This is a genomic window from Ancylobacter sp. SL191, from assembly GCF_026625645.1.
Classification (GTDB): Bacteria; Pseudomonadota; Alphaproteobacteria; order Rhizobiales; family Xanthobacteraceae; genus Ancylobacter.
Genome location: NZ_CP113056.1, coordinates 3,903,899 through 3,916,100, shown reverse-complemented (window position 1 = coordinate 3,916,100; position 12,202 = coordinate 3,903,899). Strand labels below are relative to the sequence as shown.

The 12,202-nt window shown below is 66.8% G+C and carries 12 protein-coding genes; 4 read left to right on the top strand and 8 right to left on the bottom strand.

Features of this window, described 5'->3' with window-relative positions; all coding sequences use genetic code 11:
- Positions 1–98: 98 nt before the first annotated feature.
- Together OU996_RS17915 and OU996_RS17910 are read left to right on the top strand one after the other, a co-directional pair.
- Entirely contained in the window at positions 99–311 is a 213-nt protein-coding gene (locus tag OU996_RS17915) for a cold-shock protein (protein WP_213755755.1), read from the top strand.
- 299 nt (positions 312–610) lie between these two features.
- Positions 611–826, top strand: a complete 216-nt coding sequence (locus tag OU996_RS17910; RefSeq protein ID WP_013165949.1) for a cold-shock protein — start codon at positions 611–613, stop codon at positions 824–826.
- A gap of 172 nt (positions 827–998) precedes the next feature.
- Here OU996_RS17910 and OU996_RS17905 read toward each other — a convergent pair whose 3' ends face one another.
- The 3 genes from OU996_RS17905 to OU996_RS17895 are packed head-to-tail and all read right to left on the bottom strand — an operon-like array spanning position 999 to position 6,262.
- On the bottom strand, positions 999–1,550 hold the full coding sequence (locus OU996_RS17905) for a GNAT family N-acetyltransferase (RefSeq protein WP_267582950.1): 552 nt from the start codon (positions 1,548–1,550) through the stop codon (positions 999–1,001).
- 44 nt (positions 1,551–1,594) lie between these two features.
- Positions 1,595–2,518 carry a DUF429 domain-containing protein gene (locus OU996_RS17900; protein WP_267582949.1) on the bottom strand — a complete coding sequence of 308 codons (924 nt, stop codon included), beginning with the start codon at positions 2,516–2,518 and terminating at the stop codon, positions 1,595–1,597.
- Between the two features lie 15 nt (positions 2,519–2,533).
- Positions 2,534–6,262, bottom strand: a complete 3,729-nt coding sequence (locus tag OU996_RS17895; protein ID WP_267582948.1) for a vitamin B12-dependent ribonucleotide reductase — start codon at positions 6,260–6,262, stop codon at positions 2,534–2,536.
- A gap of 674 nt (positions 6,263–6,936) precedes the next feature.
- Between OU996_RS17895 and OU996_RS17890 the strand changes: the two genes are divergently transcribed.
- The gene (locus OU996_RS17890; RefSeq protein WP_267582947.1) at positions 6,937–7,350 is read left to right on the top strand and encodes an NADH:ubiquinone oxidoreductase subunit NDUFA12; all 414 of its coding nucleotides are present in this window, start codon (positions 6,937–6,939) and stop codon (positions 7,348–7,350) included.
- 142 nt (positions 7,351–7,492) lie between these two features.
- Positions 7,493–8,131 (top strand): DUF2155 domain-containing protein, encoded by a 639-nt coding sequence (locus tag OU996_RS21475; protein ID WP_420712648.1) that lies wholly within the window; start codon positions 7,493–7,495, stop codon positions 8,129–8,131.
- Here the strand turns inward: OU996_RS21475 and aat are convergent.
- The 5 genes from aat to OU996_RS17860 form a co-directional block, all read right to left on the bottom strand.
- Positions 8,062–8,739, bottom strand: a complete 678-nt coding sequence (gene aat, locus OU996_RS17880) for a leucyl/phenylalanyl-tRNA--protein transferase (protein ID WP_267582946.1) — start codon at positions 8,737–8,739, stop codon at positions 8,062–8,064. The genes OU996_RS21475 and aat overlap by 70 nt on opposite strands.
- A gap of 153 nt (positions 8,740–8,892) precedes the next feature.
- Positions 8,893–10,245 (bottom strand): acetyl-CoA carboxylase biotin carboxylase subunit, encoded by a 1,353-nt coding sequence (gene accC / locus OU996_RS17875; RefSeq protein WP_267582945.1) that lies wholly within the window; start codon positions 10,243–10,245, stop codon positions 8,893–8,895.
- A gap of 10 nt (positions 10,246–10,255) precedes the next feature.
- Complete coding sequence (gene accB / locus OU996_RS17870) at positions 10,256–10,729, bottom strand: acetyl-CoA carboxylase biotin carboxyl carrier protein (protein WP_267582944.1); 474 nt, start codon at positions 10,727–10,729, stop codon at positions 10,256–10,258.
- A 30-nt stretch (positions 10,730–10,759) separates the two neighbouring features.
- The gene (gene aroQ, locus OU996_RS17865; protein WP_267582943.1) at positions 10,760–11,197 is read right to left on the bottom strand and encodes a type II 3-dehydroquinate dehydratase; all 438 of its coding nucleotides are present in this window, start codon (positions 11,195–11,197) and stop codon (positions 10,760–10,762) included.
- Between the two features lie 213 nt (positions 11,198–11,410).
- Entirely contained in the window at positions 11,411–12,193 is a 783-nt protein-coding gene (locus OU996_RS17860; protein WP_267582942.1) for a DsbA family protein, read from the bottom strand.
- Positions 12,194–12,202: the final 9 nt, after the last annotated feature.

Sequence of the window (12,202 nt, the reverse complement as noted above, 5' to 3'; positions counted from 1 at the left end):
GCCGCCCGCGGGCGCACAGGTTTTCGCACAAGCCGTCTGCCGGCGGGCGTCATCCGGCGTTCGCCGCCAAAAATCCTGGTCTCCTAAGGTTTCTTTCTATGGCTGATACCGGCACCGTTAAGTGGTTCAACGAGCAGAAGGGCTACGGCTTCATCCAGCCGGATGGCTCGGGCAAGGACGTGTTCGTCCATATCAGCGCCGTGCAGCGCTCGGGCCTGCAGGGCCTGCGCGAGGGCGAGAAGGTCTCCTTCGAGCTGCAGACGGACCAGCGCTCGGGCAAGACCTCGGCGGTGAACCTGCGCCCGCTCTGAGCGGTCCGGGAGCAACGGGCGGCGCGCCGCCTGTTTAGACAAGATCTGAATGTCGCCGTCTTGTCGCCTGGTGCGGGCGAGGCGGCGACATTTGCCGGCTAAAGCGGCTTTCCGCGACGGCACCGGCCCTTGCATTGGCGCGCATTCGCGCTAGTCTTCATGCCAGATTTTGGCTGGACTCTGGGCCGTTTCACCTTGGCGTTGCCGGGTGCACGTTCAGCTTTTCTTCCAAATTCGACCCAGCGGCAGGTGCCACGCGCCTGCTGAATGTGCAACCTCGATGACGTGAGACTACCCTGATGTCTACCCAGACCGGCACCGTGAAGTGGTTCAACGACCAGAAGGGCTACGGCTTCATCCAGCCTGATGGCGCGGGCAAGGACGTGTTCGTCCATATCAGCGCGGTTCAGCGTTCGGGCCTGCAGGGCCTGCGCGACGGCGAGAAGGTTTCCTTCGAGCTGCAGACCGACCAGCGTTCGGGCAAGACCTCCGCGGTCAACCTGCGCGTGGGCTGATACGCCTCCGGGTCGCACCAGGCGTCCCGCATGAAGCCGCCGCTCCCGCCGGAGCGGCGGCTTTTTTGTGCTGGCGGGGGCGGTGAGGGTGGTGGCGCCACAGAGATGCTGGCGTGCCCCTGCCGCGCGGCCCGCGTCGTTCTGAAACATGCGCGGCGTCAGGAATCTTCCTCTAGGGAAGGTAACTCGTCGGTGTGCCGGGCCGCGCGCGCTCCAGCAGCACCATGTCCCGCCCGCCATAGAGCGCCCCGGCGAAGCGGGTGAAGCCGAGCGTGCCGGCGATATGCAGCGAGGCGGCGTGGCTCTCCTCGATCATCGCGGTGAGGCGCCGTGTGGGATGATGCGCATCCGCCCAGCCGAGCACGGCCGTCATCGCCTCACGCGCATAGCCCTTGCCATGCGCCGCGCCGGCGAACACCCAGCCGGCCTCCATCGTCCCCTCCAGCGAGGGAGAGAGGGCGCGGCGGAAATCATGAAAGCCGGCCTCGCCGATGAAGGCGCCGGTGGCACGCTCTTCAATCGCGAAATGGCCGAAGCCGAGAAAGTGCCACAGGCCCGGATGGCGCAGGAACCGGTTCCACGCCACCTCGCGGGAAAAACCCTGCCCGCCAATGAACCGCACCACCGCCGGCTCCGCCCACATCGCCGCATAGGCCTCGAAATCCTCAAGCCGGTGCGGGCGTAGGATCAGGCGGGGCGTGGTGAGGGTGGGGGGCGTGTTCATCGGCAATCCAGATATGACGCGTGTCGGTCGGACCGGCGGGCGGGCTATCGTCCGAGAATCCAGCCTTCCCAGACCGTTGTCTCTGGCCACGGATGGCTAATCTCTTTCCGACGCCGTTCGGCCACTTCGATCATCTTGACGATGCCGGCAAAGGCATCAAAAGCGTCCTCGCCTGTCTTTCTCGGACCGAAGCCCGTGTCGATCTGAGCGATAAGTGACGGCGACAGCTGTACTGAGTTGGCGAGCGCCCAGCGATGGATGGCGGGAGCCTTGTTTAAGCGGTCGACCTGCCGGCCCTTGCTTTCGCTACGGAGAAAGCGACCATCAAAAATGGTGTAGGCCTCCGCCGGATAGGTCTCCGCAAGCACCACACCAGCGCTTTGCGACAGTTCGTCCAGAGTGCCGTCAAATGGCCACAGCCGAGCGCCGTCTAGCATGGCGGGCCGGATCACCTCGCGCCAGCCAGTCAGTGCGCCTTTGCCGACTTGGTTGCCGCCGAGAGTCCAGAACAAGACGCAGCCTTCAGGGCCATATTGCGTCCTGCGTTCGCATTTCCGCAGCAGGTCGGCGAACATGGGCACGCCAAGGCCCGCGGCGAGCTCAATCCGTGCGCTCCCCTTGCGGGAGACGCGGGGATAGAACGGCCGTCGCAGGGAAATCTCCGCCGGAATGTCGGCGACCTTGAAAAACTCGGACCAGTCGCCCTCTCCGAAGGCTCTCAGTGCGGCCGGAAAATCAGCAAAGCCGGTTTGCACGCCATAGGCTGATGGCACGCCGATCGGAAAGTCGAAGCCGACCAGAAGGCGTCCATTCTGGCCAATCTCCGCAAGTTCTTTAACAAAGACAGAGGGCGACGCCGCCTGGCAGGCGGAATCGATAAGCCACCCGTCCTTCTGACGGGTGGCCATCGTCATCCATCTCTTCCGTTCATCCATGCTCCAGTCGGCATGGATGAGGTGGTCGAACATGAGTCTGACCTTGCCTCAGCTGCAGCCGGTCGTCGAGCCGCAGGTCTCGCACTTCAGGCAGGTGCCGTTGCGCACCATGGTGAAGTTCTGGCACTCGGGGCAGGATTCGCCCTCATAGCCCTTGGCGCGGGCGATGGCGCGGGCTTCCGACTTGCTCGGGCCAGCGGCAGCGGCGGGGGCCGCGGCCGGGGCGGCCCAGGGCAGGGCGTCGGTGGCGCCGAGCGCCTCGTCTTCCTCGATCTCCGGCTCCGCCTTGAGGGCGGTCGCGCCCTGAACGGCGCCGCGCAGGGCGGTGACGTTCGAGGTGGACTGCGAGGCGGCCGGGGTCACGGTGGAGCCGGCCGGCACCACCATCAGCCCGACCGAGCGGCCGCGCGTCAGGCCCTTGGAGACCATGCGCGAGGCCGGGGTGACGCCGGGCGCCGCCTTGCCCTCATCCACGCCCTTGCCGAGCGCGTCGAAATTCGACTCGCTGTGATCGACATGGCCGAGATCGTTGCGGGCGAGATAGGACACGGCCAGCTCGCGGAAGATGTAGTCGAGGATCGAGGTGGCGTATTTGATCGTGTCGTTGCCCTGCACCGGGCCGGCGGGCTCGAAGCGGGTGAAGGTGAAGGCGTCGACATACTCCTCCAGCGGCACGCCGTACTGGAGACCCAGCGACACCGAGATGGCGAAGTTGTTGATGAAGGAGCGCAGCGCCGCGCCTTCCTTGTGCATGTCGATGAAGATCTCGCCGAGGCGGCCATCATCATATTCGCCGGTGCGCAGATAGACCTTGTGGCCGCCGACCACCGCCTTCTGGGTGTAGCCCTTGCGGCGATCGGGCATCTTCTCGCGGTCGCGGATGGCGACCACGCGCTCGATGACCTTCTCGACGATCTTCTCGGTGATCTGCGTGGCGCGCGCGGCGGCGGGCTTCTCCAGCAGGGCCTCGAGCGTGTCCTCCTCGTCATCCTCGTCGGAAACGAGCTGCGAGTTGAGCGGCTGGGAGAGCTTCGAGCCGTCGCGGTAGAGCGCGTTGGCCTTCAGCGCCAGGCGCCAGGACAGCATGTAGGCCTGCTTGCAGTCCTCCACCGTGGCGTCGTTCGGCATGTTGATGGTCTTGGAGATCGCGCCCGAGAGGAAGGGCTGCGCCGCCGCCATCATCAGGATGTGGCTCTCGACCGAGAGGTAGCGCTTGCCGATGCGCCCGCACGGATTGGCGCAGTCGAACACCGGGTAGTGCTCGACCTTGAGGAAGGGCGCGCCCTCCAGGGTCATGGCGCCGCAGACATGGATGTTCGCGGCCTCGATGTCCTTCTTCGAGAAGCCGAGGAAGGTGAGCAGGTCGAAGGCGGGATCGATCAGCTTGTCGGCGGGCACGCCGAGCTTGGCCAGTGCCTCGTCGCCGAGCGTCCAGCGGTTGAAGACGAACTTGATGTCGAAGGCGCTCTTCACGCTGCCATCGACCTTGGCGAGCATCGCGTCGTCAAAGCCCTTGGCGCGCAGCGAGCCATGGTTGATGGCCGGCGCCTGGGTGATCGAGCCATGGCCGACGGCATAGGCCTCGATCTCGGCGAGCTGGCTCTCGGAATAGCCGAGCGTGCGCAGCGCCTCCGGCACGGCGCGGTTGATGATCTTGAAGTAGCCGCCGCCGGCCAGCTTCTTGAACTTCACCAGCGCGAAGTCGGGCTCGATGCCGGTGGTGTCGCAATCCATGACGAGGCCGATCGTGCCGGTGGGCGCGAGCAGCGTGGTCTGGGCGTTGCGGTAGCCATGGGCCTCGCCGAGGGCAATCGCCTGGTCCCAGGTCGCCTTGGCGCGCTCGATGAGGATCGGCTCCGGCACCTTGGCGTGGTCGAGCGGCACGGGGTTGGTGTTCAGCCCCTCATAGCCGCCCTTCTCGCCATAGGCGGCGCGGCGGTGGTTGCGCATCACGCGCAGCATCTCGGTCGCGTTGGGCTTGTAGCCGGCGAAGGGGCCGAGCTCCTTGGCCATTTCGGCCGAGGTGGCATAGGCGACGCCGGTCATGATCGCGGTGAGGGCGCCGCAATAGGCGCGGGCCTCGGCGGAGTCATAGGGGATGCCCGAGGTCATCAGCAGGCCGCCGATGTTGGCGTAGCCGAGGCCGAGGGTGCGGTACTCGTAGGAGAGCTTGGCGATCTCCTTCGACGGGAACTGCGCCATCAGGATCGAGATTTCGAGAACCACGGTCCACAGGCGGCAGGCGTGCTCATAGCTCGCCACGTCGAAGGTGCCGTCGGCCTTGCGGAACTGCAGCAGGTTCAGCGAGGCGAGGTTGCACGCCGTGTCGTCGAGGAACATGTACTCGGAGCACGGGTTGGACGCGCGGATCGGGCCGGCGGCCGGGCAGGTGTGCCAGTCATTGATGGTGGTGTGGAACTGGATGCCCGGATCGGCGCAGGCCCAGGCGGCGTGGCCGATCTTCTCCCACAGCTCGGCGGCCTTGAGAGTCTTCGTCACCTTACCGGTGATGCGCGAGGTGAGGTTCCAGTCGCCATCGGCCTCGACCGCGGTGAGGAAGTCGTCATCGACCCGCACCGAGTTGTTCGAGTTCTGGCCGGAGACGGTGAGATACGCCTCGGAATCCCAATCCGTATCGTAGATCGGGAAGTCGATGTCGGTGTAGCCCTGCTTGGCGAACTGGATGACGCGGTGAATGTAGTTCTCCGGTACCAGCGCCTTCTTGGCGGCGCGGATCTCGCGCTTCAGCGCCGGGTTCTTCTCCGGGTCGTAGCAATCGCCATTCTCGCCCTCGCAGTTCACGCAGGCCTTCATCACGGCCTTCATGTGCTTGGCGACGATCTTGGAGCCGGTGACGAGAGCGGCGACCTTCTGCTCCTCCTTCACCTTCCAGTCGACATAGGTCTCGATGTCCGGGTGATCGACGTCGACCACTACCATCTTGGCGGCGCGGCGCGTGGTGCCGCCCGACTTGATGGCGCCGGCGGCGCGGTCGCCGATCTTCAGGAACGACATGAGGCCGGAGGAGCGGCCGCCGCCGGAGAGCTTCTCGCCCTCGCCGCGCAGCGCCGAGAAGTTCGAGCCGGTGCCCGAGCCATATTTGAACAGGCGCGCCTCGCGCACCCACAGGTCCATGATGCCGCCCTCATTCACGAGGTCGTCGCCCACGGACTGGATGAAGCAAGCATGCGGCTGCGGGTGCTCGTAGGAGGACTTCGAGCGGGTCAGCTTGCCGGTGACGTAATCGACGTAGAAATGGCCCTGGCTCGGGCCGTCAATGCCATAGGCCCAGTGCAGGCCGGTGTTGAACCACTGCGGCGAGTTGGGCGCGGCCATCTGCATGGCCAGCATGTAGCGGTGCTCGTCGAAGAACGCCTGGGCGTCGACTTCCGAATCGAAATAGCCGCCCTTCCAGCCCCAATAGGTCCAGGTGCCGGCGAGGCGGTCGAAGACCTGCCGCGCGTCGACCTCGCCGATATAGCGCTCCTTCTCGGGGAGGCCGCCGAGCACCTTCTCATCGGCCGCACCGCGCCAGAGGAAGGAGGGGACGGTCTCCTCCTCGACCTTCTTCAGCCGCGCGGGGACGCCGGCCTTGCGGAAATACTTCTGCGCGAGGATGTCGGTGGCCACCTGCGAGAAATGCTCGGGCACGTCGATGCCTTCGAGGCGGAACACCACCGACCCGTCAGGATTGCGAATTTCGCTCGTCGCCTTGCGGAACGCCATCGCGGCGTAAGGTGACTGGCCGGCTGTGGTATAGCGGCGCTCGATGCGCATGATCGTCGTCCCCGGTTCGCGGTGCGCCCCGTCCGGCGCACTCGAATTGAATTGGCTCGAATCTCCGTCCGAGCGCGTCCCCGTCAGTCCCTCACGAAAACAACCGCCGCCGGCGCCTATCGTTTCCGTGTTCCAAAGCCCGGACATGCGTTGTCGGCTCTCGGTCACAGGACCGAAATCGCAACGCAACGGGCTTGGATTTGCCCCCGGGTCATCGGCTTGCCGCCGCAGTCGGGGACGAAACGCAACCTGTACGACTCTACGTGTGACGTCAAGAGATAGTGGGCACTCGTAAACAAAGCCCTACATCTCGTATGTGGTGTGTGCGCACCCGCAACTCCACCCATTAGTTGTCTATGACGCGCGGATTCGCACCGAGAGTCCAGACGCAAGGCGTTCTCCCGGCCGGTGGACAGCGGGGAAGACGGGCATGGGGCGCGCCCGCGGCCAATAAGCGGTGGGCGGCGCTTTGTGACAGGTCGTTGGGGCCGCCGCCACGAAAGGACGATCTGTCCACAATTACGTGAGGCGCGCGCTCTCGCATGCTCGCGCGCGAGCGCGCGAGGCCCCTGTTCAGGTGGGTTCGGTGCCCGCAAGGCTTGCGCGCGCTGGACACCGGGCGGTCCGGGTGGCATGTTCCGCCCCATCTTCCAGCCGGCGCAGGGACGATTTCCGTGAAGCTTTCCGACTTCCTCACCGAGACCTTCACCTGGTGGAACGGCCAGACCATGGGCACGCGTTTCCATACGTGGCGCCACGGTGAATTCGTCGGCACCGATGAGCAGGGCAACAAGTACTACCGGACCAAGGGCGGCAAGATCGATCCCGCGCTCGGCTTCGAGCGCCGCTGGGTGATCTATAACGGCCCCGCCGAGGCGACCGCCATTCCGCCGGGCTGGCACGCCTGGATGCACCAGCGCAGCGATGTCGCCCCGCCGCAGGAAACCTATGTCGCCCGCGAGTGGGAGAAGCCGCACCGCGCCAACCCGACCGGCACCCCCGCGGCCTATCGCCCGGCCGGTTCCACTGTCGGCTTCGGCCACCGCCCCGCCGTCACCGGCGACTACAAGGCGTGGACGCCCGAGTGAACCGTCGCGGGTGAGTCTGCCCGCGCCATGTTCCGGTTCCTGGACCGGCTTTCGCGCGGGCCCGCCCCGACATCGCCGCATTGCCCCGCATCTTGACGCGAGGCGCGCGCCCCGGCCGGCGCGCGATTTCCGAGGCCTTGCGATGCTTTCCGCCCCGATCCGTATCCTCCTTCTCGCCGCCGCGGCATCGCTCGCGCTGAGCGCGCCGCTGGCTGCCCAGCAGGGCTGGCAGGGCGGGGTCGAATCGCAGCCGCTCGCCCCGCCGCCCGGCGCGGTGACCAATCCCGATTCGCCCCCGCCCGGCGGCGCCGGCGTGCCGTCCATCATGGCCCCGCCTGAAGGCGGCGAGGTGCGCCAGCCCGCCCCGGCCCAGCCGGACGTGCCCGGCCAGGCGACGGTCGGCCCGAGCGGCGACATTGAGGTGGTGCAACCCCCGGCCGAGAAGGTGGTGAACAAGACCGCCGTGTTTTCCGGCCTCGACAAGATCACCGGCCGCATCATCTCCTTCGACGTGGCGGTGAACGAGACCGTGCAGTTCGGCGCGCTGCGCATCACCCCGCGCGCTTGCTATACGCGGCCGGTAACGGAGTCGCAGAACACCACCGGCTTCGTCGAGGTTCAGGAAATCACGCTGGACGGGAAGGTGCAGCCGCTGTTCGGCGGCTGGATGTTCGCCTCAAGCCCCGGCCTGCACGGTGTCGAGCACCCGATCTATGATGTGTGGCTGACCGACTGCAAGCAGACCGCGCCGGTGATCGCCTCGCCGGGCGGCCAGCAGTAGAAATCACCCTCGCCCTCCAGCGCCTGTGTCAGCAGCCGGTGATAGTGCCGCCGCGTGACCTCGATCGCGCCGAAGCTGCGCAGGTGATCGGTGACGAACTGGGTGTCGAGCAGGGTGAAGCCGCCCTTGCGCAGCCGGCCCACCAGATGCACCAGCGCCACCTTCGAGGCATCGCGCGCGGTGTGGAACATGCTCTCGCCGAAGAAGGCCCGCCCGAGCCGCACCCCGTAGAGCCCGCCGACCAGCACGCCATTCTCCCAGGTCTCGACCGAGTGGCAGTGGCCGCGCTCGTAAAGGTCGCAATAGAGCTTGCGGATGCGCCGGTTGATCCAGGTCGAGCCGCGCCCGTCCGCCGGGGCGGCGCAGCCGTCGATCACCGCCTCGAAATCATGGTCGATCCGCACCTCGAAGCGATCTGAGCGAACGGTGCGGGCGAGGCGGCTGGAAATAGCGAAGTCGTCGAGCGGGATGACGCCGCGCCGCTCCGGCTCGATCCAGTAGAGGCCGGGATCGTCGGCGCTTTCGGCCATGGGGAAGATGCCGCAGGCATAGGCCTTCAGCAGGACTTCCGGTGTGATCTCGACCTGATGTTCGCGCGGGCGTGACATGACGCCAGAATGACGGAGATAGGCGGTGCTGTGAAGGCGCCGGCGGCCGTGACCGCTCACAATCGGCTCAGCGATGGGGAGCGCGGCGGCCGCAACAGAAATGGCCGGGACGAGCCCGGCCATGATGGTCGTGTGAAGATGGTGTCGCCCGGCTCAGGAGCCCGGCTCGCCGGCGGCCAGGAAGTGCTCCAGCCAGTGAATGTCGTAGGCGCCGCGCTGGATGTCGGGGTTCTCGACCAGTTCGCGGAACAGCGGCAGCGTGGTCTCGATGCCCTCCACCACGAACTCGTTGAGCGCGCGGCGCAGCCGGTTGAGGCATTCCTCGCGCGACTTGGCGTGCACGATCAGCTTGCCGATCATGCTGTCGTAATAGGGCGGGATCGAATAGCCCTGATAGACCGCCGAATCGATCCGCACGCCAAGGCCGCCCGGCGTGTGCCAGTAGGAGATCTTGCCCGGCGAGGGACGGAAGGTGCGGGGATGCTCGGCGTTCACCCGGCACTCGATGGCGTGGCCGTTCAGCACCACGTCTTCCTGCTTAATGCCGAGCGGCTGGCCGGCAGCGACGCGGATCTGCTCGGCGATCAGGTCGATGCCGGTGATCGCCTCGGTCACCGGATGCTCCACCTGGATGCGGGTGTTCATCTCGATGAAGTAGAACTCGCCATTCTCGTACAGGAACTCGATGGTGCCCGCGCCGAGATATTTCATGTCGCGCATCGCCTGGGCGACGGTCTCGCCGATGCGGGCGCGCTGCTCGGCGGTGATGGTCGGGGAGGGGGCTTCCTCCCACACCTTCTGGTGCCGGCGCTGCAGCGAGCAATCGCGCTCGCCGAGATGGATGGCGTTGCCCTGGCCGTCACCGAGCACCTGGATCTCGATGTGGCGGGGCGTGCCGAGATACTTCTCGATATAGACCGCGTCGTCGCCGAAGGCGGCGCGGGCTTCCGAGCGGGCCTGGGAGAGGGCTGAGGACAGCTCGTCCGGCGCGCGGGCGACCTTCATGCCGCGCCCGCCACCGCCGGCGGCGGCCTTGATGAGCACGGGGAAGCCGATCTCCTCGGCGACGCGGGCCGCCTCGTCATCCGAGGTGATGCCGCCTTCCGAGCCGGGCACGCAGGGGATGCCGAGCTTCTTGGCGGTGCGCTTGGCCTCGATCTTGTCGCCCATGATGCGGATATGCTCGGGCTTGGGCCCGATGAAGGCGACGCCGTGATCGATCAGGATCTCGGCGAAGCGCGCATTCTCCGACAGGAAGCCGTAGCCGGGATGCACCGCCTCGGCGCCGGTGATCTCGCAGGCGGCGAGCAAGGCGGGGATGTTGAGGTAGCTGTCCTTGGCGGGCGGCGGGCCGATGCAGACGCTCTCATCGGCCAGCTTCACATGCATGGCGTTGGCGTCGGCGGTGGAATGAACCGCCACGGTGGCGATGCCCATTTCCTTGCAGGCGCGCAGCACGCGCAGGGCGATCTCGCCGCGATTGGCAATCAGGATCTTGCCGAACATCAGGCGCGCCTCACTCGATGATCAGGAGTGGCTCGCCATATTCGACCGGCTGCGCATTCTCCACGAGGATTCGGGTCACGGTGCCGGCGCGGGGCGCGGGAATCGCGTTCATGGTCTTCATCGCCTCGACGATGAGGAGCGTCTGGCCTTCCTTCACGACCGAGCCGACATCGATGAAGTACCGGGCGCCCGGCTCCGGGCCGAGATAGGCGGTGCCCACCATCGGCGAGGGCACGACGCCGGGATGCTTGGCGGGATCGTCGCTCGCGGCGGCGACCGGCGCAGCGGCAGCGGGAGCCGCGGCAACAGGCGCGGCAGCCACGGTGACCGGCGCGGGAGCGGCATAAACGGTCGGCGCGGCGCGCACGACGCGGATACGCAGATCCTCCTGCTGGACTTCGATCTCCGTGAGGTCGCTCTCGGAGAGGAGGTTGGCGATCTCGCGCACCAGCGCGGGGTCGATGTTCGGCTTGTTGGTTTTCATCATGATCCCGTGACGGTCGCCCCGTCCCCCTCAGTTCACGCGGGCTGCGGCCAGCGCGTCTATGGCGAGCCGGTAGCCCTCGATCCCCAGGCCGCAGATCACCCCACGGGCGACCGGCGAGATATAGGAATGATGGCGGAAGGCTTCGCGCGCGAAGACGTTGGACAAGTGGACTTCGACGACATTGAGGCCGACGGCCTTGATGGCGTCGCCAAGGGCGACGGAAGTGTGGGTATAGGCGGCGGCGTTGAGCACGACGCCCAGACTCCCGCGCGCTTCCTGCAGCCAGGTGACCAACTCGCCCTCATGGTTGGTCTGGCGGAACACGAGGCCGAGCCCGTGTCGATCGCAGGCGGCGCGGCAGGCGGCTTCGACATCCGCCAGCGTCGCACGGCCATACACCTCCGGCTCGCGCGTGCCGAGCAGGTTCAGGTTCGGTCCGTTCAGGACGTGGACGGTGTCCGTCATCGCGCCTCAAAGAGCCAGCTTCCGCCCGGCGCGTGCCGGGCAGCCGCGGGGTTATAGGCAAAGCCCGCGTGAACGCCAAGCCCCGCCGCGCATGCAGACGCAGTAACCCCCAGCGGCGAATCGCGCCGCGGGGGCCGCTGTCGTGGCCTGAGGCCGGTGGCGGGGCCGTTCACAGGCTTTCGCGCGCGTGCCCGATTGTCCGCCCGCTCGGGCTCAGCACTGGGTCTTGCCGCAGCTCCGCACGGAATCCACGGCACTCTTGATCTGGTCGTGGCCGACTGCGCCGACGATGACTGCGTCACCCACCACATAGGAGGGCGTGCCGTCGATGCCGAGCGCGTCGGCCACCTTGAGGTTCTCCTGCAGCGTGGCGTTGACCTCGGGATTGGCGAGCGCCTTCTCCAGCGCGGCCTTGTCGATGCCGACCGCCGCGGCGGCCTCCAGCGCCTTGGCCTTGTTGGCCTGGCCGCGCTCGCTCAGCAGCTTCTCGTGGAAGGCATAGTACTTGTCCGGCGCGGTGAGGCGCACGGCGACGGCCACCTGCGCGGCCTCCACCGAGCCCGGTCCGAGCACCGGGAATTCCTTCAGCACGACCTTGAGCTTGGGGTCGCCCTTCATGAGCTGCTGCATGTCGGCCAGCGCCCGGCGGCAATAGCCGCAATTATAGTCGAAGAACTCGACCAGCGTGACGTCGCCAGAGGGGTTGCCGATGACCACGCCGCGCGGGGAATCGAACACCAAGGGCTTCATGGTGGTGAGCGCCTGCTGGCGCTGGTTCGACTCATTCGCCGCCTGGCGCTTCTGCAGCTCCATGATGGCTTCCTGGATCACCTCGGGATTCTTGATCAGGTACTCCCGGATGACGCCTTCGAATTCCTTGCGCTGCGCGTCGTCCAGAGCCGCCGCCGGAGCGACGCCCATGCCGATCGCGAGGCTCGCGGCAAGGCTCGCGGCAATGAGCCTGCGGCCGGCGCGGCTAAGAAGGGTGAGCGGCATGTGTCTCTC